The 26,014-nt window shown below is 36.6% G+C and carries 15 protein-coding genes; 6 read left to right on the top strand and 9 right to left on the bottom strand.

All coding sequences use genetic code 11. The annotated features are described in order from the left end of the window. Positions 1-106: 106 nt before the first annotated feature. The 6 genes from SCA31_RS18420 to SCA31_RS18395 form a co-directional block, all read right to left on the bottom strand. Positions 107-3,556, bottom strand: a complete 3,450-nt coding sequence (locus SCA31_RS18420; protein ID WP_410698495.1) for a T9SS type A sorting domain-containing protein — start codon at positions 3,554-3,556, stop codon at positions 107-109. 19 nt (positions 3,557-3,575) lie between these two features. Beyond that, positions 3,576-4,766: a hypothetical protein gene (locus SCA31_RS18415; protein WP_410698494.1), complete on the bottom strand. Its 1,191-nt coding sequence runs from the start codon at positions 4,764-4,766 to the stop codon at positions 3,576-3,578. Between the two features lie 656 nt (positions 4,767-5,422). Then, complete coding sequence (locus tag SCA31_RS18410; protein ID WP_410698493.1) at positions 5,423-8,866, bottom strand: T9SS type A sorting domain-containing protein; 3,444 nt, start codon at positions 8,864-8,866, stop codon at positions 5,423-5,425. A gap of 19 nt (positions 8,867-8,885) precedes the next feature. Next, positions 8,886-10,067: a hypothetical protein gene (locus SCA31_RS18405; RefSeq protein WP_410698492.1), complete on the bottom strand. Its 1,182-nt coding sequence runs from the start codon at positions 10,065-10,067 to the stop codon at positions 8,886-8,888. A 615-nt stretch (positions 10,068-10,682) separates the two neighbouring features. Next, positions 10,683-11,594, bottom strand: a complete 912-nt coding sequence (locus SCA31_RS18400) for a helix-turn-helix domain-containing protein (RefSeq protein WP_410698491.1) — start codon at positions 11,592-11,594, stop codon at positions 10,683-10,685. A gap of 40 nt (positions 11,595-11,634) precedes the next feature. Next, positions 11,635-12,573 (bottom strand): NAD-dependent epimerase/dehydratase family protein, encoded by a 939-nt coding sequence (locus SCA31_RS18395; RefSeq protein ID WP_410698490.1) that lies wholly within the window; start codon positions 12,571-12,573, stop codon positions 11,635-11,637. A 428-nt stretch (positions 12,574-13,001) separates the two neighbouring features. Between SCA31_RS18395 and SCA31_RS18390 the strand changes: the two genes are divergently transcribed. Beyond that, positions 13,002-14,570: a serine hydrolase gene (locus SCA31_RS18390; RefSeq protein ID WP_410698489.1), complete on the top strand. Its 1,569-nt coding sequence runs from the start codon at positions 13,002-13,004 to the stop codon at positions 14,568-14,570. A 144-nt stretch (positions 14,571-14,714) separates the two neighbouring features. On the opposite strand, the gene SCA31_RS18385 is transcribed toward SCA31_RS18390, so the two are convergent. Then, the gene (locus SCA31_RS18385) at positions 14,715-16,220 is read right to left on the bottom strand and encodes an adenosine kinase (protein ID WP_410698488.1); all 1,506 of its coding nucleotides are present in this window, start codon (positions 16,218-16,220) and stop codon (positions 14,715-14,717) included. A gap of 534 nt (positions 16,221-16,754) precedes the next feature. On the opposite strand from SCA31_RS18385, the gene SCA31_RS18380 reads away from it, so the two are divergent. The 3 genes from SCA31_RS18380 (at position 16,755) to SCA31_RS18370 (ending at position 21,537) form a co-directional block, all read left to right on the top strand. After that, on the top strand, positions 16,755-16,910 hold the full coding sequence (locus SCA31_RS18380; RefSeq protein ID WP_410698487.1) for a hypothetical protein: 156 nt from the start codon (positions 16,755-16,757) through the stop codon (positions 16,908-16,910). Positions 16,911-17,109: 199 nt separating this feature from the next. Further along, a complete protein-coding gene (locus SCA31_RS18375) occupies positions 17,110-20,064 on the top strand; it encodes a SusC/RagA family TonB-linked outer membrane protein (protein ID WP_410698486.1) in 2,955 nt (984 codons plus the stop codon). 9 nt (positions 20,065-20,073) lie between these two features. After that, positions 20,074-21,537 carry a RagB/SusD family nutrient uptake outer membrane protein gene (locus SCA31_RS18370; protein ID WP_410698485.1) on the top strand — a complete coding sequence of 488 codons (1,464 nt, stop codon included), beginning with the start codon at positions 20,074-20,076 and terminating at the stop codon, positions 21,535-21,537. 87 nt (positions 21,538-21,624) lie between these two features. Here the strand turns inward: SCA31_RS18370 and SCA31_RS18365 are convergent, their stop codons facing one another. Beyond that, positions 21,625-22,056 carry a hypothetical protein gene (locus tag SCA31_RS18365; RefSeq protein WP_410698484.1) on the bottom strand — a complete coding sequence of 144 codons (432 nt, stop codon included), beginning with the start codon at positions 22,054-22,056 and terminating at the stop codon, positions 21,625-21,627. A 618-nt stretch (positions 22,057-22,674) separates the two neighbouring features. Here SCA31_RS18365 and bla point away from each other — a divergent pair. Then, positions 22,675-23,568 (top strand): class A beta-lactamase, encoded by an 894-nt coding sequence (bla, locus tag SCA31_RS18360; protein WP_410698483.1) that lies wholly within the window; start codon positions 22,675-22,677, stop codon positions 23,566-23,568. Positions 23,569-23,575: 7 nt separating this feature from the next. Further along, the gene (locus SCA31_RS18355) at positions 23,576-24,610 is read left to right on the top strand and encodes a serine hydrolase domain-containing protein (protein ID WP_410698482.1); all 1,035 of its coding nucleotides are present in this window, start codon (positions 23,576-23,578) and stop codon (positions 24,608-24,610) included. Between the two features lie 204 nt (positions 24,611-24,814). Here SCA31_RS18355 and SCA31_RS18350 read toward each other — a convergent pair whose 3' ends face one another. Then, a complete protein-coding gene (locus SCA31_RS18350; RefSeq protein WP_410698481.1) occupies positions 24,815-25,936 on the bottom strand; it encodes an acyltransferase family protein in 1,122 nt (373 codons plus the stop codon). Positions 25,937-26,014 lie beyond the last annotated feature (78 nt).

The raw sequence follows: 26,014 nt of genomic DNA, 5'->3' as shown, positions 1-26,014 counted from the left end.
TATTAATTAGTTTTTAAATAATAGCGCCACTTATTCTTTAAGTGGCGCTATGTTGAAAGATTTCAAATTTCAAGAGATCTTAGCTATTGTATTAAAACATTAATTCTTATCGCTTTATCACTTTTACCGTTTTCACGAACTCATTGGCTGCATTTATTTTTACCAGATAAACTCCTGAAGTGAAAGCAGAACAATCAATTGTTCCTTTCGTATCGTTGATCGCTTTTGTAACGATGAGTTGACCCGCAGCATTGTAAACCGTAACTGAAAGAATCTTCTGATCAAAAGAAACCGTTAAATAATCCTGTACCGGATTTGGATATACTTTCAGCTGATCTGTCTTTGTTAAAACATTATCAACTGCTAGATTAGCATTTGTTGGACAAGCTAGAGGTACAAAAATTTTCTTTTGAAGAGCGCTGCCATCTCCTATCTGGCCATACTCATTACGGCCACAGCCTGATAAAAATCCATTGCTATTGATAACGAATGTTTGAAAACTTCCTAATGCAATACTTTGATTATCATTAGAGGTTCCTATTTGCGTTGGATTAAATCTTCTGTTTTTGGTTCCGTCTCCCAGTTGTCCATAATCATTATAACCCCATGCCCATAGTGTTCCATCTGCTTTGATCCCCATAGAAGAATGGTAACGGTTAGCATCAACATCTTTCCAATTGGTTTCGGTTCCTATTTGTGTAGGAGTCGTTTTATAGGCTGTAGCTCCATCCCCTAATTGACCATCAGAATTATGTCCCCAACCCCATAGCGTTCCATCTGTTTTCACACCTACTGAATGAAGATATCCTGCACCAACACTTTTCCAATCTGTAGCTGTTTCTATTTGAATAGGGCTGGTTATTTCTATCGTCGTTGAAATCCCATTACCTAATCTTCCATAAGTGGTACTTCCCCAGGCCCATAATGTTCCATTGGTTTTCAGGGCAAGAGTATGCTCCACCCCTGGTGCCACCATTTTCCAATCTGTAGCGGTTCCTATTTGTGTAGGTACCGTTTTATTGAGGGTAGTACCATCTCCTAATTGCCCATAATCATTACGTCCCCAGCCCCAAAGGGTGCCATTAGATTTTATAGCCAGTATATAATCATCCCCACTGGCAATACTTACCCAGTCTGTTGCTGTTCCAATTTGAGCCGGGGTCATTCTATTGATTGTAGTTCCATCACCTAATTGTCCATCCAGATTACTACCCCATGCCCATAGTGTTCCATCTGTTCTGAGCCCTGCCGAAAAATAACTTCCGGCAATTATTTTCGACCAATTATTAGAAGTCCCAATTTGAATAGGAGTATCTTTTGAACTTGTAGTTCCATCTCCAAGTTGTCCATTATTATTACGTCCCCATGTCCATAATGTACCATCTGTTTTGAGTCCTACAGAATGAAAACCACCAGTACTCACACTTTTCCAACAGCCTATTGTAGCGGAAGGAAGTGTTTTAAATGAGCCTCCCTGCATCCAATTACTCTGGCTGGATCCGCAATGAGATGCCACCCACCAATAGTAAGTGGTGTTAGGTAATAAATTGCTCAAATTTGCTGTTGTAGTAGAAGTAGTTCCGTCTATACCTCCTACAATTGGATTGGTACTGTAGAGATACAAATACCCTCCATTAGGAGCTGAACTTGATGCTGTCCAGTTAAGGGTAGCCGTTGCAGCCGTAATATTGGATGTTGAAAATTGCATTGGTGAAGCGCAATTAGAAGGACAGGCAGTATAAGCAAACGTATTTTTTTGAATATGGGTATCATCACCCAGCTGTCCAAAATCATTTCGTCCGCAAACTTTTAAAAATCCATCAACATTTTTTACAAGAACATGATTACCTCCAGCATAAATCAGCATATTGTCTGAAGAGGAACCAACCTGTGCAGGTGATAAAACATTCACGGCTCCATTTGTACCGTCACCCAATTGTCCATTAGAGCTATTACCCCATGACCAAAGCGTTCCATCAGTTTTATTCGCATAAGTAAAAGTACTTCCGGCATCTATGTTAGCCCAATTGGTGTCAGTTCCTATCTGTGTTGGACTAATTTTTTCGCCTGTAGTTCCATTACCCAGCTGTCCATTAGAGTTATTCCCCCATGCCCATAGTGTTCCATCTGTTTTAAGTCCTACAGAGTGACTGCTACCTGCATCTATACTTTTCCAATTCGTAGCTGTTCCAATTTGCTTTGGAGTATTCTTTGAAGTAGCGGTTCCATCACCTAACTGGCCATCAGCATTATATCCCCATGCCCATAATGTTCCGTCTGTTTTAATGGCAAGAGTATGTACTATACCTTGGGTTACACTTTTCCAATTTGTTGCTGTTCCTATTTGTGCAGGAACAATTGTATTGGTGTTTGCACCATTTCCTAATTGTCCAAATACGTTATGCCCCCAACCCCATAATGTCCCATCGGTTTTGATAGCTAACATATGATTAACTCCGGCACTGATGCTTTTCCAATTCGTTGCTGTTCCTATTTGAACAGGACTCAATCTGTTGACTTTAGTTCCATCTCCCAGTTGTCCATCATAATTATATCCCCATGCCCAAAGTGTTCCATCGGATTTAATAGCAAATGTTTGACGACCTCCGGCACTCACACTTTGCCAGTTTGTTGCTGTTCCTATTTGTATAGGGACCTTTCTATCAACAGTGGTTCTATCTCCTAACTGTCCTTCAGAATTACTACCCCATGTCCATAGTGTTCCATCTGCTTTTATTCCCACTGAATGCAGGCTTCCTGCGCTAAAGCTTTCCCAACAGCCTGAGGTAATTGGAGTTCCTACATTAATCACATTTCTAAAAACAGGGCTCCAAACACCGTCATTATCTTTGATACGGATATTAAATACATGCAAGCCGTTAGAAGGTAAAGCAATGCCTGTTTTGATCAGTTGTTCATAAGTACTGTTGAAGCTACCGTCAGCAGCCAATACCGGAGTACCGCTTCCTGCTCCCGGATCGGTATCCCAAAAATACTCGGCCTGTGAAAGAGATATTAGCGTAGAGGTCGGATTTTGCTGAATATTAATGATGTTCGTAAAAACAGGTCCCCAAACTCCGCTGTTGTCCTTGATACGGACAGAGAATTTATGCAAACCATTACCTGGTGTCGCAATGTCTGTTTTGGTAAGTTGTTCGAAAACGCTATTGAAATTTCCATCAGTGGCCAATACAGGAGTTCCGTTTCCGGCTCCAGGATCGGTATCCCAGAAATACTCTGCCTGTGAAAGAGCAATTAGCGTAGAGGTCTGGTTTTGCTGAACATCAATAACATTGGTAAAAACAGGTCCCCAAACTCCCGTATTGTCCTTAATACGGATGGAGAATTTGTGCAAGCCGGTACCCGGTGTAGCGATCCCTGTTTTGGTAAGTTGTTCGAAAACGCTATTGAAATTTCCATCAGTGGCCAATACAGGAGTTCCGTTTCCGGCTCCGGGATCGGCATCCCAGAAATATTCGGCCTGACTTACGAACACTTGTGCAGGGCACAATATGACCATAAGCAAAGCGATGATACTATAGATATAATTTTTCATATTGTTATATCCTTAGCTGTTATTTAGAAAAACCTGATCCGTTGATATTCAAAGTACCTCCAGAAATGGATCTAGGAGTTGACAAATAGTTGATCTGAGGTTTATTACCTACATTTGACGGCCAGTAATTAGCCCAACTGTTAGATCCCCCATAATGTCCTGCATCATTCCTTGTTAAGTCCAAATCTGTATATTTTATATCAGGATTTCCGGCATTCTCATTCATTCCGGTTACAGTATAGGCAACATTATCAAAGTTCATATTCACGGATCCTGAATTGTTACTTTGGATCATGTTACCTTGCGTTACAAACGGATTGGTAGATAAGTTGTAGCTGGCTGTCACGTTAACATTATTATGATTGTTTTGAATACAGATATTGCTTTGACCCGGCACAAAAGAAACAGCATTATTCATAATGGCAAGGTCTCCCGTGTTTGTAAGACTATTATCATATAAACCAATGTAAATAACAGCTGGATAAAAGTTAGCGGCAGCAGGTCTATAAACTGTATTGTTAATGATTTCATTAGAGCTTCCGTCTTTTATACCACGTATCCAAAAAGCGTCACAAAAATTATTGTGGAACTTAAAAGCATAATAGGGTTGAGAGTTAGCTATTGCTCCTGTAGATATATTACCATAAACCTCAGCATCAGATGTAGCCATGGAAGTTTCCTGCTGGAAAGAATAGACGGTAATAAACGATGCTTTGTTAGCCGTACATATTCCATGGGAAATCTGCAAAGGTCCATTAATATTACAACCGGAAATATTTGTAGTAGTATTGGCGGTAGTGGTAGACACACTAATCAAGTCACAGTTCAAAATATTGATTGTCGTTCTTCCTCCAACTGCTGCTCCTGTTGTCAATATACCATTAATAGAGTTTACTGTCTTCAGATTGTTAATGGTAATCACTCTTCCCGCTGCAAGGTCAATGTTAACGCCTCCCTGAAGAATGTATTTGCTATAATTAGTTTCAGAAACAAAAGTCAGGGATTTATTTATAGTCAAATTTTCTATATAAGCTTCTCCATTCGCTTTAGGTTGAACAATGATACGATCTCCGTTTGAAGCAGCTGTGATCGCTGCACTTATAGTAGAATAAGCTCCGCCAGCTCCGGCATTTCTAACATACAGATCGGCTGCAAAAGCCATGGTACTCGATAAGCCTGCAAAGGCAATGATTAGTAGTTTTTTTGTCATAATCGTATAAAAATTGATTGGTTTAATAATGATATTTTTTGATTTTCAAATTGAATTCATTGAAAAACAAGAGCTTTAATCAATGAATAAACGTTGATTTTGAAAATGGTTTTTGTGGATAAAATAGAATAGCATCGTAACTTATAAGGCAGCAATCTCCCTCATCTTTCTTTTTCCCATATCAGTAGACGAATACTGTTTTATTTTATGACTCAGTATCATTTCTTTCTGATTTGAGAAAAATAATCGGATAAGTCATATTTTAGTTAAATACAACTTGTTGTTTTAAAGGAATTTTGAGGACTTACTGTTGTTTCAAACTGTTGGAAACAATTAATGGTTACGAATTAGTAGATACCGTATAGTTGGGTTCATTTTCATGGTTTAATTAGTTTTCAGGTTTTGTTTTTAGTTTTAGTTTTTCATAACAACAACATCATCAGTTACGACTCTATGTTATTGATTGCAAAAGTATTGTTTTATTATGAATTTTAAAATAATAAATCTAGAATAATACTCATAAATACCGGATAATGGTATTTTAAAATGTAAAAAATAGAATATTAAAGAATAGCGCCACTTAAAGAATAAGTGGCGCTATTTTGAAAGATTTCAAATTTCAAGAGATCTTAGCTATTGTATTAAAAATTTAATGCTTATCGCTTAATCACTTTTACCGTTTTCACGAAGTCATTGGCAGCATTTACTTTTACCAAATAAACTCCTGATGGTAAAGGAGAAACATCAATCGTTCCTTTAATATTATTGATCGCTTTTGTAAGTACTAACTGCCCTGCGGCATTGTAAACTGTTACCGAAAGAATCTTTTGATCAAAAGAAACCGTTAAGTCATTCTGTACCGGATTTGGATACACTTTCAGCTGATCCGACTGTGTTGAAACATCATCGACTCTTAAAACATCACTCGTAGGGCAACCAACAGGTACAAAAATTGTTCTATTAACAGTTATTCCATCTCCTATCTGACCGTAATCATTAAAACCACAGCCCGATAAAAATCCATTGGTACTTATTACAAGTGTGTTAAACGCATTTGCTGCAACAATTTTTCTATCAGTAGATGTTCCTATTTTTGTAGGACTATTTTTTGGAACTTTTGTACCATCACCTAGGTGGCCATAGGTATTATATCCCCAACTCCAAAGAGTCCCATCTGTTTTGATTCCTGTGGAAGAGCCATAATAGTCCCCTTTCACACTCTGCCAATCTGTAGCGGTTCCGATTTGTGTTGGATTCAATTTATCCGTTGTAGTTCCATCGCCTAATTGTCCAGAGGAATTATCCCCCCAAGTCCAAAGTGTACCATCGGTTTTGATGGCAATAGTATGAGAAACTCCACCGGAAGCATTTTTCCAATTTGTAGCTGTTCCGACTTTTGTTGGAATAAGTTTTTCCGTTTTAGTTCCATTTCCAAGTTGTCCATTCGTATTACTTCCCCACGTCCACAGTGTTCCATCGGTTTTAGTGGCTATGGTATGATTTACAACAGCAGCTATGGTTTTCCAATCATTTGCTGTTCCAATTTGTATGGGGATAGTTTTGTTTATTTTTGTTCCATCTCCTAGCTGACCATCTATATTAAGTCCCCAAGCCCAAAGTGTTCCATTTGACTTTAGAGCTACTGTATAATGATCCCCAGCAGCAATATTTGCCCAATCAGTTGCTGTTCCTATTTGTGTTGGAATATTTTTTGAAATTGTGGTTCCATCGCCCACCTGCGCACTTGCATTATATCCCCAACTCCATAGTGTTCCGTCAGCTTTAATGGCTACAGTGTGTGCGTATCCGGCTGCTATTTTTACCCAATTTTTCCCGGTTCCTAGTTGTGTTGGAGTAGTTCTCGTAATTGTAGTTCCATCTCCTAACTGTCCAGCACCATTTTTACCCCAAGTCCATAGCGTCCCGTCTGTTTTGATTCCTATCGAATGATAGTTACCAACACTCACAGTTTCCCAACAACCAGTTTCAGTTGTAGGAAGTGTAGTAAAGGAACCTGCTGGTATCCAATTAACCTGACCAGATCCACAATTAGATGCTACCCACCAATAGTATGTAGTGTTCGGTAATAAATTTGTCAAATTGGTTGTAGCAGCAGAAGTAACTCCTTCTATACCTCCAAGAACTGAGTTTGTGCTATAAAGATACGAATAGCCTCCACTAGGAGCTCCAGTTGATCCTGTCCAGCTAAGAGTAGCCGTTTTTGAAGTAACATTTGTTGTTGAAAATTGTGTTGGAAGAGCGCAAATTGTAGGACAAGCAATAGAAATAAAAGAATTTATATTATTATTAGCACCATTACCTAGCTGTCCAAAATAATTTTCTCCACAAACTTTTAAATATCCATCAATAGTCTTTACAAGAACATGATTCTCCCCCACAAAACTCTGCATATTGTCTGATGATGATCCTACTTGTGTAGGTAGCGTAGTATTAATACTTCCAGTTGTACCATTACCTAATAACCCTTTGGAATTGTTACCCCATGACCATAATGTTCCATTTGTTTTTGTGGCGAATGTAACACCGTTTCCAGCAGATATATTGTTCCAGTTTGTTTCCGTTCCTATTTGTATAGGTAAACTTTTATTAATGATAGTTCCGTCACCTAAATTACCAAAAGCATTACTTCCCCAAGCCCATAATGCCCCATTTGCTTTTAGTGCGATTGAGTGATAACCACCAGCAGCAGCACTTTTCCAATCCGTTGCTGTTCCGATTTGAACTGGAGACAATCTACTGACTTGAGTTCCATCTCCTAATTGGCCATAATAATTATATCCCCATCCCCAAAGTGTTCCATCTGTTTTGAGAGCAAAAGTATGCAGCGAACCTGGTTCTATACTTTTCCAATTAGTAGCTGTTCCTATTTGAGCTGGCACAAGCTTATTAGTAGTAGTCCCATCACCTAGTTGCCCGTAATAATTATATCCCCAACTCCAGAGTGTTCCATCTGCTTTTATAGCAAACGTCTGATTGAATGAAACATGGGTACTTTTCCAATCTGATGCAGTTCCTATTTGGGTAGGTACTTTTCTGTCTATTGTAGTTCCATCTCCCAGTTGCCCATAATCATTTCTACCCCAGCCCCATAATGTACCATCTGTTTTTAGTGCTATAGTGTGGCTAAAGCCAATACTAACGCTTTTCCAATCTGTTGCCGTTCCTATTAGGATCGGTGTATTTCTATCAATTGTAGTTCCGTTTCCTATTTGTCCAGAATCATTGCTACCCCAAATCCATAAGGTTCCATCTGCTTTTATTCCTGCGGAAAACCCATTTCCTACACTAAGACTCTGCCAACATCCTGCAGGAGTTGGAGTTTCTACATTAATCACATTTCTAAAAACAGGTCCCCATACCCCTGCATTGTCTTTGATACGGATATTAAAGACGTGTAAGCCACTAGATGGCGAAGCAATTCCTGTTTTGGTCAGTTGCTCGAAAGAACTGTCAAAGTTCCCATCAGCAGCCAATACCGGAGTACCATTTCCTGCTCCAGGATCGGTATCCCAAAAATATTCGGCCTGTGAAAGTGCCAGTAGCGTAGAGGTCTGGTTTTGCTGAACATTAATAACATTGGTAAAAACTGGTCCCCAAACACCCGTATTGTCTTTGATACGGACAGAGAATTTGTGCAAACCATTACCTGGTGTAACAATGTCTGTTTTGGTGAGTTGTTCGAAAACACTATTGAAGTTCCCATCAGTGGCCAATACAGAAGTTCCGTTTCCAGCTCCAGGATCGGCATCCCAGAAATATTCGGCTTGTGCAAGAGCAATTAGCGTAGAGCTCTGGTTTTGCTGAACATCAATAACATTGGTAAAAACAGGTCCCCAAACTCCCGTATTGTCCTTAATACGGATGGAGAATTTATGCAAGCCGTTACCCGGTGTGGCGATCCCTGTTTTGGTGAGTTGTTCAAATGCACTGTTGAAATTTCCATCAGTGGCCAATACAGGAATACCGTTTCCGGCTCCAGGATCGGCATCCCAGAAATATTCAGCCTGGCTTACGAGCACTTGTGCAGGGCACAATATGACCATAAGCAAAGCAATGATACTATAGATATAATTCTTCATATTGTTATATCATTTAGTATTACTTAGAAAAACCGGATCCGTTAATATTCAAAGTACCACCGTTAATAGATCTTGGAGTTACTAAGTAGTTTATCTGTGGTTTATTACCAACATTTGCAGGCCAATAATTAGCCCAGCTGTTAGAGCCTCCATAATGTCCTGCATCGTTTCTTGTTAAATCTAAGTCTGTGTATTTTATGTCAGGATTTCCGGCATTTGCATTCATTCCGGTTACTGTATATGCTACATTATCGAAGTTCATATTTACTGATCCTGAATTGTTGCTTTGGGTCATATTACCTTGTGTTACAAACGAATTGGTAAATACATTGTAGCTGGCTGTCACAGTCGCATTCGTACTGTTGTTTTGAATACAAGCATTGGTTTGACCTACCGCAAAAGAAACAGCATTATTCATAATGGCAATATTTCCGGTAATTGTATTACTATTTAAACTAATGTACAAAGGAGCCACATCACCAATATTAGGGTCATAAATGGTATTGTTAATAATTTCGTTAAAACTGCCTGCTTTAATCCCATGAACGGAGATACGAGAGCAAAAATTATTATAAATTTTGAAACCATAACTTGTTTGGGTGTATGATAACACATTATCAACAGCGTTACCATAAATCTCAACGTCAGATGTGGCTGGGCTGGTATCTACAGCAAGAGCATAAACGGCAATAAACTGTGCTTTGTTAGCAGTAACTCTTCCATGGGTAAAATTAATACTTCCTCTAACTGTACAACCTGAAATATTGGTGGTAGTATTGATTTGGTTAGTATAAACATTATTCAAATCACAGTTCAAAAGATTGATGGTTGTTCTTCCTCCAGACGTAGGTCCGCTAGCCGTGATATCGTTGATAGTATAATTCCCAGAGGTCAGATTACTGATGGTTACCACTCTCCCCACAGCCGGATTGATGGTAATGGTTCCTTTAATGAAATATCTATTATAATTAGTTTCTGAAACAAAAGTCAGCGACTTATTGATCGTCAGGTTTTCTATATAAGGGTCCCCATTTGTTTTGGGTTGAATGATAATACGATCTCCTTCTGAAGCCGCTGTGATGGCTGCACTTACCGTAGAATAAGCTCCGCCCGTTCCACCATTTCTAACATATAAATCGGCTGCAAAAGCCATAGTACTCGATAAGCCTGCAAAGGCAATGATTAGTAGTTTTTTTGTCATAATCTTATAAAAATTGATTGGTTTAATAATATTTTTGGAATTTTTTTTAAATGAACTCATACAAAAACAAAAGCCTTAATCAATGAATGAACGTTGATCTTGACATTATTTTTGTTGATAAAATAGGATCGCATCATAACTGATAAAACAGTACTCTTTCTCGCATTTTTTTTCCAAATCGATCGGGAGAATACCTGCCAAGTTTTCATGACTAGATATTGTTTCCATCTGATTTGAGGGAATAATCAAATTAGCCCTATTAGCTAAATACGACTCTTTGCTCTAAAAAAATTTGGAGAACTTACTGTTGTTTCAAATTGTTGGAAACAATTAATGGTTACGAATTAGTAGATACCGTATAGTTGGGCTCATTTTCATGGTTTAATTAGTTTTCAGGTTTTGTTTTTAGTTTTAGTTTTTTGTAATAACAATATCATCAGTTGCGATTTTATGTTATTAGCTACAAAAGTATATTTTTCTCATTAAACATCAAATACTTAATAAAAAATAATAGTAATTTTATTAATATTCGAAATAAATAATAAATTTAAAACAACTGAGTTAAAAAAAACTATAAACTAATCTCTGAATTCCAAATATTTCCAAAACATTCAATTAATTAAATGATGCCCTGAATTCCAGAGGAGAAATTGATGTACGGTTTTTAAATAAACGGTGAAAGGATTGTGGATGCTCGAATCCTAACTGGTAGGCAATTTCAGACACTGACATTTCAGTAGTGGACAACAATTCTTTTGCCTTTTCGATCAATTTGTTTTGGATATGCTGCTGTGTAGTATGCCCTGTTTGTAACCGAAGCATATCACTCAGATAATTTGCGCTCAGACTCAACTGTTCAGCAATAAAATGAACGGTAGGGATACCGTTGAGAATCAGCTCATCATTCCTGAAGTAATTATTGAGTAAGGTTTCCAGTTTTGACAGCAAGTCGTTGTTAACTTTTTTTCTGGTCAAAAACTGACGGTGATAAAAACGGTCACAGTATTTCAGTAACAGATCAAGGTTAGATACCAGCAGATCCTGTGTAAAGGAATCCATATTGGCTTCTATTTCCTGCTCTACATTGTCAATAATATCCATGATAGATTTTTCTTCCTTTTCTGAAAGGTATAATGCTTCATTTGCTGTATAGGAAAAAAAGCCATAGTCTTTAACCTTTGAAGCCAAAGGATAACCATGAAAAAAGTCGGGATGTACTACTAAAACAAAACCTTTAACCTCGTCCAGGAGTATATCTTCAAACTGCAAAACCTGATGAGGAGCAATGAAATACATAATACCTTCATCAAAATCATAATATTGCTGCCCATACCTGCATTTTCCTCCGGCACAGTCTTTCTTTAAGGTTACTACATAAAAGTCTGTAGTGACTGCTCTGAGAATAGTTTCCGGCTTCAGCTTTACCTCATCAAAATTGAACACACTGATTAATGGATTTAATGGTTTTTTCAATCCTAAAAACTGATGCATTGCACTAATTGACGAGATTTTCTCCGGAGTTTTCATATATTCATTTGCGAATTTATGCATCTCTAAGTTACTGATTTTATTTTTTCCTTAAAAGCTGTTCATTTTTAATCTCACTGATTCCCTGTTTATAGGTGGTCACCTGAAACTCCGGAAACCTGTTTCTGAATTTTGAGTCATCAAATATACTGTCGTGCTCATATCTTGGAAGCAGCTCCAGTAATTCTTTTACTTTTGGATTAAATAATGAACCTATTTTAAATAAGAATTTTGAAATTGCAGAGTACTGCAGGTCTTTACCATAAATTCCGGAAGCTATTCTGATGAACTCCTGATAAGTAGAATGACTTTTGTCTACAGGAAGATGCCAGGTTTGTCCAAATGCATCAGGTGTATTTCCTATCAATGCTGTTGCGCGGCTTGCATCAGGGGTCCAAATTAAACTTCTCTTTTTATAGGCACTTAAAGGGACTTTTAGTTTTTTACTTTCTTTGATATTGTCAAAAACCAATGTATTGGTGATACTCTGGGTTTTTCCGGGACCATAGAATTCAGGGGCACGGCAAATAACCGCTTCTAATTCCCCAGACTTTATTTCTTTCAAAACCATCTCTGCCATCTTTCGTCTTACTCTACCTTTTCTGCCTACAGGAGCAAATGGTGTTTTTTCTGTCAAAACGCTGTCATCCTGTGGATACATATAGGTATTATCAAAGAAAACAAGCTTTGTTCCGTTGATTTTACAGGCATCAATTACATTACGAAGAATAAGCGGAAACTGTTTCTCCCAAAGGTCCGAACTAATTGGAAGCCCTAATGTAAAGTAGGCAATATTACTACCTTTTACCGCTTCAATAGCTTTTTCACGGATAGACAAATCTGCAGAGAATGCCTCATCGGTATCATTTACTTTTTTTGCACTTCTACTGACAATCCGAATATCTGAAGTAAAATTTCTTTTTAGTTCTCTTGCCAGCTCTTCGCCAATCTGTCCATTAGCTCCTAATATTGTTTGCATATTAATTATTTTTTTTTGCCAATATCTATATTCTGTTATTTGGTATGACAAAGTTCAGAAGAATAGAAACAATCAGAGTATCTTAATTAAGGTAAGTTGTAACTGAATCTCTGTTTTCGGAAATAAACTTTTTAAAAGCTCATCAACAGAGAAAGTAAGTACCAAAAAGCAACAATATTTTTTAATATATCTTTTATCCAGTTTAAAACTGATATAATTTTTTACTAATAAATAACATCAATTCTATATTGAGGTCCATAAGAATAATCCTTTTACCTCTTGCTTTCACTTGATTCTTATGCATAATTTAAAGTTGGTTTAGTATTTTGAAGTTAGATTATTAATCGATAGCTTTGATTTTGCTAATATCCACCTGTCTCAAATCGTGAGGTTTAGTGGCAAATAAAAACCATGAAAAATATTCCATTATGACAAAAATAAAATTGTCTCTATTCATTATTACCATTACCACATTATTTGCAAGCAGTAATTTATCCGGTCAAATAACCTCTAAAGAAGTCGATGTCCTTGTGGGCAATGCAATAGAAAAATTCCATGTTGCAGGGGCAGCCGTAGCCATTGTAAAGGATGGGAAAGTTATTCATAAAAAAGGCTATGGTGTAAAATCAATAGACACAAAATCACTCATTGATGAGCATACAAACTTTGAAATTGCCTCCAACAGCAAGGCTTTTACAACGGCTGCTTTATCCATTTTAGTAGATGAAGGAAAACTTTCCTGGGATGATCATGTCAAAAAATACATCCCTGAATTTAAAATGTACAATGACTATGTTACAGAAAACTTTACGATAGAAGATTTATTGTGTCACCGTAGTGGGCTTGGTTTAGGAGCTGGGGACTTAATGATGTTTCCTGATGGTACAGACTTTACCATTAAGGATGTAATAAAGTCTTTTCAATATTTCGCACCTGTTTCCGGCTTCCGGACCCAATTTAATTATGACAATCAATTGTATCTGGTGGCGGGTGAAGTCATTGCAAGAGTAAGTGGGATGAGCTGGGAAGCTTTTATCCAAAAACGTATTATGGAACCACTACAAATGCAAAATTCTTTCAGTTCCATAAGCCAGGTAAAAGATATTAATTTAATGGCTTCTCCGCATTCCTCAGAATCTGGTAGTATTAAAAAAATATCTTTATATGGAGCCATGGTAAATGGTGCTGCCGGAGGAATAGTCTCCAATGTTGATGACATGTCCAAGTGGATGCTTGTTCAGCTAAACAAAGGGAAATATGGTTCCGGTTTAGACAAGCAGCTTTTTACCAAAGAAAGACAGAACGAAATGTGGACCATCCATACCGTTGATCAAATTAATCCCAACCCAAGATATAACCAGCATTTCAATGGGTATGGTTTAGGCTGGAATTTATCTGATATGAAAGGAAATCTAAGTGTTTCTCACACCGGCGGGCTACCCGGAATGCTTTCTATTGTTACCATGATCCCTGATTTAAATTTGGGGATTGTTATTCTTACCAATACAGAAAATGGAGGTTCCGGGGTTTTCTCTTCGGTTAGCCAAACCATTATTGACAGTTATTTGGGTCTTAATGATTTTGGCTGGGTAGATAAGTATGCCGCTTATTTTAAGTCTCAAAAAGAATCCGGAGATGATGTAACTAAAAAAGTTTGGGAAACGGCAAGCAAAGCAAAAAACACAACCATAAAAAACGAGGATTTAATTGGATTGTATGAAGATAAATGGTTTGGGAAAATTGAAGTCTTCTTAAAAGGAAATCAACTGTGGTTTAAATCCTATCGTTCACCAAAACTCAATGGTCCCATGAGTTTTTATAAAGCAAATACCTTTGCCATTAAATGGGATTATAAAGATATGAACTGTGATGCCTTTGCCATGTTTAATTTAGATGAAAATGGAAAAGCACAAAGCATAAAAATGAAGGGAATTTCTCCCAATATAGACTTTAGTTTCGATTTTCAGGATTTGAATTTGCAAAGAATAAAAAATTAAGCACCATTCAAATAAAGAAAACTAATATTGTAAAGTTTGCAGATACAAAATAAGGTGAGTTTAATAACTCACCTTATTTTGTATAGGTATATCTGGTATTATCACAATAACTTTCTTATCATCAAAATACCCAGGTTTCTAATATTAATTTAATTTCTTATTGGCTTGCTGGATAAAATCGTTCCATTGCTTATTCAAATGCTCTACAGCATTCTTCTTTTCATTCTTATTCAAAGAAGAATAATTAATGGAATTGAAGACCAGTTTTTTCAGGGCTTTTACATCCAGTTCCCAGTATACAAAAGCGACCCAAAAATCATAGCTAAGGCCATCGTACCCATACACAGACGGGTCATCGCTATTAATGGAACATTGTACCCCATTGCTCATTAAAACTCTGGCAGGGTGATTTCTCAAATCGCTCACATATCCTAAAATCTGATTACTGATTGGACTTACCTCAACCAGTTTATCCTGCTTTTTGATCAGTTCCATTGTTTTTGGAAAATAAATCAGATTGAGACCATGTCCAATTCTCTGGTTGTTCAGCAATGCAATATCCAGAACGTTTTTATTAAAGACAGAGTTACTTTCACCTGCATGAAGAAAAAGCGGCAGTTCTACCCCATATTTTTTATTGAGTTCATTGAGTTTTACCCAATTGCCCTGAAAGAAATTAATGCTCTTTCCTGCAGCCTCATCTGCAACTAGGTCAAAACCTGAGATCATATCCGGAAACTCTTTCTTGAGTTTGAAAGCTGCTTCCAGTTCTTTTTCAATTCTTTCGTTATCGAAAAACTTAAAGCTTGAGTAGATTAACTTCAGGCTAAACTCAGGGTTCGACTTGTGCATTTCTTTAACAAGATCCTGTAAGTCTGTGATTGAAGTTTTTAAAGGATATTTTCCATGCTGAAAATCGTAGAGCTCTTCAAAAATATATCTGATTTCTACATGCTGCACTTTATCCTTTGCCAGATCCTGAAAGCCTTTTAAATAGTATTCTTTGAAAAAGGGACGGTAAGGTAAAAGCAGATTAATTCTTTGAAAACGTTTCTCAAACTCTATCCAATAATCTGTATAGGAACACAGGTTATCCCGTTTTAGGATAAGAAGGTCTGTTAATTCCTTTTCAAACTTAGGGTTTGAAGTGAGTTTCTGATTAAGATTTACAAATCCTTTTGGAACTTTTCCATTTTCAAAAAAAGCCATCTGACCAAAGATAAATTCTTTAGTATCTTCCTGATCATAAACATAACATTCTTTGTATTTTCTTGCTGCTTCAATCACCCATTTGGCATCTGCCAGACCTCCGCTATGGGTATGCAAAAGACCGCCTTTCGGCATGGTTTGAAAGAGACTAAATAGTTTACTGTCTTCTATTAATGGCTTTATTTCATTAAAAGAACGGTTATATATTGGTACTTTTTTCTTTTTCGTTTCATCAAGGAAGTCATTTCTTAGCTGAAATAGTTTTTTATCCAATATTATTTCAGCATCAGATAATTTTATATCGGCATCAAAAGCCATGGCTTCATTTTCTTTCTCTAATAACGTCCAGTTCTGTTGATAACCGGAATTTTCAATTGATCTATTTTGAGCCCCTAACAAAGGAAACCCAAATAGTATAATATAGGTAAAGTATTTTTTCATAATAGTATTGAGCTTGCATTTGACAAAAGGCTTTGTAAATACAGCTATTCAAAAATATATAATTATTTTTTTTTGTAAAAGAATTTCAACCTGAAAAACAAATAACATGTAATAACAATATCATTTGCAATCCACTGGTTTCTCCTAGCCCCGATAGTAGCGGTTACCCCGCAACAAGCAGCGACTTTTCACATGGGCGTGAGGAGTATGAGTGGATAGCGGGATCAAGCTCCCTTACAATTTATTGGGCTACAAAATACGCAAAAAGTCTATAAAATCAATAGACTAATGTTGTTAATTTTTATTCATGTGTTAAAATCAAAGTTTTTGAAATTTCATGAACATTTCCAATGCACAAAACAAAACACTGACAATCAATAAATTATCTTAACAAAAATTAGCAAAAGGTTTTGTTTTTTTAATTACCCTACTAAATTAGTAGACTTATATGATATTTCTCATATTCCCTATTTGCAGGGGTTCCCGAATAAATAAATAATTTTGACCCAGTTAAAAAAAATAAACTCTATTCTCATGAATAAGAATGACTTTAATTCTTACCTATACACTATCGTGGCTAAAGCGTCTGTTCAATCTCAATGTTGTACAGAAAATGGTCTTTCAAAACACAATATCAATTCTAAGGACATGTGTTTTGGATCTATGATGTGTAAAATGATGATGCCATAAATCCCAAAAGAAATATGCACATTATTGTAGGAATTAAAGCCCGATAAGCTCAAGGCCTATTTAATCCGGGTACATCTCCTCTATTTTAACATTTTCTTTCTAGCACCTCCCTGAAAAAGGAGGCTGGGGATCTATTTTCCTAATTGGGAAGATAAATAGTAATACACACATTCAATTTTTTAAACCTAAGATTAATATAATGAGAAAAAAACAATGCAAACTTGGTGTATTGGCCGTGCTCTTATTCGCAGAATATGGCTTTGCACAAAAAAAAGACAGTCTTTCTCAGGAGACCTCCATCAAGGAAGTGGTGGTGGTAGCCTTTGGAAAGCAGAAAAAGGAAGAGATAACAGGATCGGTACAGTCTTTAAAGACAAAGGATCTGTCTAATCTTCAAAATGGGAATGTTCTTCAGGGCATTGGAGGTAAGGTTGCCGGTGTACAGGTAATTTCATCTGGACAGCCCGGCTCCCAGCCTACGATAAGAATGAGAGGAATTGGTTCCATCAATGCTTCCAGTGATCCTTTAATTGTTTTGGACGGTATTCCTTACAACGGGGATCTGAACAGTATTTCTTCCTCTGATATTGAGAGTATTTCCTTTCTTGAAGATGCTTCTTCCAATGCATTATACGGTTCCAGAGGGGCCAATGGAGTCATCATTGTAAACACCAAAAGAGGTAAAAGCAAAGGACTGCATATTGAAGCAGATGTGAAAACTGGAGTCAATTTCAGGTCCATCGAGGATTATTCGGTGTATACTTCACCTCAGGATTATTATACTGCATATTATAACAGAGCAAGAATTGGAGAGGTTGCAAGGTTAACCCAACCAGGAGCAACTCCATCAGTCAATACCCCTCATGAAGAGGGACTTAAAGCGCTAAACGGCCTGGGATACAACGCATACAATGTTCCTTTTAGCAAGTTAATAAGACAGGACGGATCCTTTAATCCTGATGCTCAGCTATTGTATCAGGATAACTGGAAGAAGTTACTTTTTAAGCCTGCATTAAGGCGAGAAGCTACCTTGGGAATTAATGCCAGTAGTGATCAGCTAAAATCCTATACATCACTTAATTATCTGGATGATAAAGGTTATCTTATTTCTTCCGGATTTGAAAGATTTGGGATAAGATCTAATCTGGACTATACGATCACTCCAAAGCTGAAGCTAACCAGTGCTCTATCATATACCTACAGCCAGCAGAATTTTGGAGAAACAAGTGGTTTTTCTAACCCGTTCCAGTTTGCCCGAAATATATCTCCTTTTTATCCTGTTTTCCTTAGAAATGACAATTATCAAACGGTATATGATGCTGGCGGAAATCCATTATACGATTATGGAGACGGACAAGGTCCCAATGGATCTACAAGATCATATGCCGTTTTTGAAAACCCTGTAGGAAATCTACAAAAGGATAAATCTCAAACTACCAGCAATATTGCCAATATCAATCTGGGGGTAAACTATGAAATTATTAAGGGACTGGATTTCACTTATAATTTTGGGGCATACCTTGAAAACTTAAAAGATCTTCGGTTTGGAAATACGGAGGGTGGAACTTCTTCATCTGTAGGAGGAACTATTTCTAAGGGATCTATATTTAAGTATACATTGAATCACCAACAATTGCTTACCTATCAAAAGAAACTGGATAAGCACAACTTTAATATCCTTATCGGTCACGAATTAAACAAGATAAAAAGCGAGGGATTCTCTGGAACAAAACAGCAGCTTTTATTACCTAACTCATTGTCCTTTGATAATGCCGTAAAGATCACAGACTTGTCAGGAAGCGGTTATGAATATGCTGTAGAAGGATATTTCTCAAGGTTACTTTATAATTATGATGGGAAGTATTTCTTTAATGCTAATATTCGTAGGGATGGTTCTTCTGTTTTTTCTCCGGAAAGCAGATGGGGTAATTTTTATGGATTGGGTCTGGCATGGAACGTTACTAAAGAGGACTTCCTTAGAGACAACAGTATCATTAGCAACTTAAAATTAAAGGCTTCTTATGGCCAGCAGGGAAATGACAACATTCTTCTGGACAGTACCACAAGGGATTACTATGCTTATCAGGACATCTACGGAATCAACAATTTTGGAGATGACAAACCTGTTCTATCTCTAAAAAAACAAGGAAATAAAGACTTAAAATGGGAAACCTCCAAGAACCTGAACGCCGGTTTTGAACTCTCTCTTTTAAACAACAGAATCAACTTAAATGCTGATTATTTTGAGAGAAAAGTATCAGATATGATCTATACGCTTCCTTTGCCTATATCCAATGCGGGTTCTTATGTGAAGTATGGGAATATCGGGGACATGACCAACAGAGGAGTTCAGGCTAACATTAATGTAGATTTGGTGCATACAGAACAACTTCAATGGAATGTGTATGCCAATGCCACTCATTATAAAAACAAAATCACAAAGCTTCCTGCTGAACAAAGAAACACAGGGCTTGTAACAGGGTTATTCATCTTAGCTGAGGGTGGGGACAGATATACCTATTACTTAAAAGAGTTTGCAGGGGTAAATCCTGAGAATGGAGACGCTTTATGGTATCGTACTTCCATCAATCCGACTACTCAACAGGCAGAGAAAACCATTACCAATAATTACAAGGAAGCAACCGATTATAATACAGGAAAATCAGCAATTCCAAAGGTATATGGTGGATTTGGAACGGATATTACCTACAAGAGATTCAGTCTGGCCGTTAATTTTGCCTACCAGTTTGGCGGATATGGCTATGATGATATTTACAGAAGCTTATTCCATTCTAATACTTACGGTTCTAATTACACAACTGATCTGGATAAAACCTGGACTCCGGAAAATCCAAATGCAGCCTTGCCACGTGTTGACCTGACTTCTACTAGCCAAAACGAAAACTCAACACTTTATCTGATAAAATCGGATTATATCAGTCTTCAGGATGTTACATTAGGATATCAGCTTCCTGATGGTTTTGCTCAACAGGCAGGCTTATCAGGATTAAAGATTTATTTGACAGGAAACAATCTTTATCTATGGTCTAAAAGAAAGGGATATGATCCAAGAGCTTCCTTAACAGGGGTATCTGATCCATATAAATACGCTCTCTTATCAAGTGTTTCTCTTGGGTTTAAACTAACATTTTAAAAAGAAATTATGAAAACAATAAAATACTTTATAGCAGCCATAGGTATTGGCCTCCTTACCAACAGCTGTGCCAATGATCTGAATACTTTACCGGAAAGTGATATTTCCGGTGAACAGCTGAATGATGATCAATCTAAACCAGAAAAAATTCTGGGCGGGATCTACCTGGATCTTCGAAGCAACGGAGCTGGAGGTACAACTCTTCATTCTGACTTTGGAATTATGGCTATAAAAGCAGGTGCAGACCTGATGTCTAATGATGTGATACAAGCTAAAAACCAGCATTTGGGAATGTTCTATAATTATGACGCCACCAATGCCAGCAATTCTGCCTCAGAGATCGTTTGGACCACTTTTTATGCAAGGATATTTGTAATTAATAAGCTTCTTGATGATTTAAAGAATGATAATAGTACTAAAAATAGAGCCATTAAAGGACAACTCCTTGCCTTAAGAGCCTATTCCTACTTTTATCTCGTTCGTTTTTACGCCAATGATTATAAAGGACACCAGTCGGAACCGGGAGTACCTCTTGTCCTTACAAGCAGCAATCCTAATCAGGGACTTCCAAGATCAACAGTATCTGAAGTATACGGACAAATCACTAAAGACATAGAAGAATCTATAATACTGCTGGACAGTTTTGCACGCCAATCCAGAGCCCAGATAGACCAGAGAACTGCCAAGGCCATTGCTTCTGAGGTATTTCTACAGACCGGAGACTATACTAAAGCAGGAAAGTATGCCGAAGAAAGTAAACAGGGTGTTGCTCTGATGACAGAAAATGAGTACACATCTACAGGATTTTCCACCATCAATAATCCTGAGGTTATTTGGGGGTTCCATAATACGATTTCCACGATGAGTATTGGAAATTATTATGCTTCTTTCTTCTCAATGTTTGATAATACCAATGAAGGATATGCCGGAGCTGCCCAAATCTATAAACTGATAGATAAGCGTCTGTATGAAGCCATTCCGGAAACAGATTACCGTAAAAAGGTATTCAACGGAAGCCAGGGAGCCAAATACACCTTTAATGGAAAGACCAAAAACTATCCTGCCTATGTGAGCTGGAAGTTTAAGGACCCTAGTCTTTTTGAGGGTGATTATATTTATATCAGAGCCTCTTCTTTATATTATGTACAAGCGGAAGCCCTTGCAAGACAAGGAAGAGAGGCAGAAGCCAGACAGGTATTATTTGAAATTGCCTCCAAAAGAGATAAGGCCTATACCCTATCTTCAAAAACAGGAAATGAGCTGATTAATGAAATCATCTTGCAAAAAAGAATTGAACTTTGGGGCGAAGGCTACGCTTGGTTTGATATGAAAAGACTCAACACTCCTTTAGAAAGAGTATATACCGGAACGAACCATACTTTTGGAAGATTTAACCTGACACCGGATAAATTCAGATTCCAAATACCGAATAAAGAGATTAATAATAACCCGCAAATCAAACAGAATGAATAGATAAAAATTAGCAAAAATTACAATTTTAATATATTTCAAGTAAGACACCATTTGTATTTAAAATGGTGTCTTTTTATTAGAATCCGGCTACTTCTCGGTAAGAAACCTATATCGAACAATCAAAATATCAAGAATTCCAACACAGAAATAATAGAAGCCACCAAACAGCATATGCATCAGGATATCCCTGTCAGAATACAATTTAAGCGAAAGCATGGACAACAGTAAAACTACAAACCACAGCAACAGCTTTACCGCAAAAACACTGGCAATTCGTGCAATCATTTCCTCGTCCTTTACCTTGAATGATTGAATCAGGCACTGAACTAATGTAATCACATATCCGTAAAAAAGTTCTTTTTGTTCAAACAGATCGAAAGTGTAAAAATAGAGCACCGGTCCTGAAAGAAGCAAAAGTCCAATAAGGCCTTTCAGCAGGATGTTTGCTTTAAATTCCTTAGAAAAAATAAAGGATGCAAAAATAAATAAAGGATACACCAGAAAAACCGAATACAACATATATTTGTAAGTCAGAAGCTCCTCCGTTTCCTTTCCATCCGAAAGCCAAAATAATCGAAAATATAAAAACGAAAGGTAAAATGAATTCAACCAAAAAACAACTGATAACGGTCTATTTCTCATAGAATATAATCATAAATTTATGCGTAATGAAAATAGTAAACGATCCTCAAGAAGGTTTGATTAATTTATAAAAAAGATTATTCATAAAGTAATTAAATTTATAAAACATCCGTGGTTATAGATTGTTCACAAAAAACAAATGACACCATTTTTTTGAAATGATGTCATTTTATACAATCTTGATTATCAATAGAAATCTCTTTTCTCAATATCTATTGACTTTACAGCTACAAAATTTATAGCCACAACTATATTCATAACGCTCAATAAGTACTTTTCGTATTAATATATATTATTTTCATGAGTAATAATTCTGAAACTGGTATTAAACATAGGTTTAATAGGTTTATAAATATGACTAATTAATTTATCATTAAAAATAACCTGAATCTATATGCAAAACTTATTAATAATAAATACCGACGAACCATTAAAAGAAGAACAGGAAATACATATATTTGAAATCAAAAGTCATTGCCAATAACCATCCACAAAATGAAGTCAAGAAAAATTATTCTCACCCTGTTTGTCCTACTTTTAAATCTACCCCTTTTTTCACAAACCCATACTAATCCGGAACTAAAAAAGATAATTGAATCCATCATTGCCAATAAGAAAGCAGATGTAGGAGTATCCATTATGGAGACTCCCAAAAAAGAGGTCATACAGATTAATGGAAATAAGCTTTATCCCATGCTGAGTACTGTAAAGTTTCACATTGCCTTAGCCATTCTTCATAAGGTAGAAAAAGGTGAACTTTCTCTACAACAAAAGATTTACATCAAAAAAGAAGAACTTTTAGAAAACACATGGAGCCCATTTCAAAAAGAACATCCTGAAGGCAATATTGAACTGACCTTAGAGGAAACAATACAATGGATGGTTTCCTACAGTGATAATAATCTAACGGATATCCTTCTACGATTAATTGGTGGTCCTGAACCTGTTCAAAAATTCATTAACAGTAAAAACTTCTTCATTAAAAACAATGAAGAAGATATGCACAAGGATTGGGAATCACAATTTATCAATACAATAACCCCCAACGAAGCCATCAGCCTACTCGAACGTTTCTACAATGGAGAAATTCTGAACAAGGAACATACAAAATGGTTGTACACCGCTATGCTTAATAACGCATCAGGAGCCAAAAGACTCAAGGCCCATCTTCCCAAAAAGATTAAAATAGCCCACCGTACGGGAACTTCCTTTACCAATGAAGCTGGAATGACAGGAGCTATAAATGATTTTGGGATCATTGAACTTTCAGATAAAAAAAGAATATACATTGCCGTTTTTGTACACGATACCTACGAGAAGTTTGAAAATGCAGAAGCCATCATTGCAGATATTTCTAAGGCAACCTATCATTATTACAACAAAAAATAACCTCATGATGAAGACAAAATTATTTTCTGCAATAACTATTTCTACCCTATTATTCATCAATACAAAAGCGCAAAAAACCACACAGTATTCTCATAAAATAGACAGCATCATAACAGCTTCTACTCCATTGAAGTTTAATGGTGTTGTTTTGGTTTCTCAAAATGGAAAAACAAAATATCTGAAAGCCAATGGTTATAAGGATTTTGAAAAAAAGATTGCTTTAAAAACCGATGATCAGTTTGAAGTCATGTCGAATTCAAAGCAAGTTACTGCTGTTTTAATTTTACAGGCAGCAGAACAAGGAAAGCTTGATCTTCAGGCACCCATAAAAAAATATTTGCCTACCATTACCCAATCCTGGGCAGATTCAGTAACCATACACCATCTTCTGAATCATACACACGGAATTGTAGATCTTGAGAAGCCCGCTGCATTCAAAACCGGCTCACAGTTCAAATATGGAAACTTATCCTACATACTGTTAGGAGAAATTCTTCAAAACACCAATAGTAAAAGCTTTACAGAACTGGCAAATTCTCTTTTCAAAAAGCTGAAAATGGAAAAAACATTTATTTATAATACTAAAAGCAAACCATCTCTTGTTCCGGGTTATATGAGCGAGGACAATCAATTCAAGAAAGTTGAAAGTTCTTTCTTAAACGAGGATATTGCCCCTGCTGCAGGAGTTATTTCCACCGTTCAGGATCTTGCAAAATGGGATGATGCCTTATTTAAAGGAAAACTTCTTTCTCCAAAATTTCAAAAGCTGATTCTTACCCCCTCTACAACCTCTCAACATAATGTTTTCGGAAAAGAAAGCATGGGATTTGGTTATAATATCCGTTTCATTAAGGAAGCAGGTCTTGATTATTATGCGGTAACAGGTCTTGGTGATGGATTTACATGCCTAAATGTATATTTCCCCTCTACAGATACCAGTTTGATTGTTCTTGAAAATCAAATGCCAAAAAGCAGTGAATATTGGAGCTTTAAAGAAGCTGCCATCAAAAATGTAATTTTGAAAAGCATTACTTCAAAATAGCTCTGACAATAGCTCAGAAACAACAAAATAAAAAAGGCAGTTCCAATTTTGGGGCTGCCTTTTTCCTTATCTTAAATATTCTTATTTTACTACATTTCTACAATCTCTGCTGAAAATCAAGGATTTTCTTGCGCCTTAAAAACAATAAGCCATTACAATTCCTTGCGCCTTTTCGTTGATCCAAAAACATTTTTTTTGAATAAATTACAGAAAATTATCTTTCAAGACTTTTGATTTAATAGCAGCAAAGGGCTTTTCAATCATAAACCTATACCCTAGGCCACCTGCAATAGACGCTAGAAAACATACAGTTAAACATATACTATCCGAAGTCTGAATATCAAAACCGTCAAAAACATTCTGAACAATATGAATAATTCCTTTATGTGAAAGATAAATGGCATAGGACAAAGCTGCCAGTTCCGACGTAATATAAAGTTTCTTGCGCGAAAGAAATGAAGACTCTGAAATAGCAGACATAACGATCATACCATAGCTTATAGCCACCAGCGTAAACCCAAATACAGAAGCATTCTTTGAAGCCTGCTCATTGCACATCCAAAATGAAAATCCCAACAACACGACTCCCAAAATAAAGAGCCAGTTTCCTTTACGATGAACCATATTTTTAAAACATGAAGAATATTGCATTAAATACCCAATCAGCACACCGGTTCCAAGTCCATCCAGTCTTGTATGGGTCGGATAATATATTTTCATGTACCATGAACGCCAGAATTCCAGAGAATTATGATCCAAAAAAGCAATAGTTTCATTCCAGCTTACCCACCTTAGCATCATCGAAAAAGCAATGAGGAAAATGATTAAAACGGCAAGATATTTAAGCAGTTTTACGGGCATTAAAACCAAGAGCAGTAAAGGAAGTATAAGATAAAATTGCTCTTCAATACACAAAGACCATGCATGAGAAAATGTCCCCTGATCAATGACATTTAACCCGTAATTTTGAGTAAATGTAATGAACTTCCATAAGGGCGGCAATGCTTCTCTTTCTCTGAAAAAAGGAATAATAAAATAAAGAAAAATAGTAAAAAGATAAGAAGGAATGATCCTAAAAAACCTTTTGATATAAAATGTTTTCAAACTGATTCTCCCTCTACTTTCTATTTCCCTAAACAACTGACTCGAAATAAGAAAACCACTTAAAACAAAAAACAGATCAACACCAGTCCAGCCAAACTTCCCAACAGTTTCAATCCAAACAGGATGTTTAAAGGCACGATAATGATATAATAAAACCAGTAAAATAGCTAAGGCTCTCAGGTGATCTAACCCATAAAATCTTTCAGGTCGTTCTGCTCTCATGTTTTTTACTGCAAATATTGCTAGATTCCTTTGTGCTTTTTTAATAGAGATACAGAAAGCAGCCAATTCTATGTCAAT

This window comes from Chryseobacterium sp. SIMBA_028 (genome assembly GCF_046535285.1).
Classification (GTDB): domain Bacteria; phylum Bacteroidota; class Bacteroidia; order Flavobacteriales; family Weeksellaceae; genus Chryseobacterium.
This window is presented reverse-complemented; position numbering and strand designations above follow the sequence as displayed.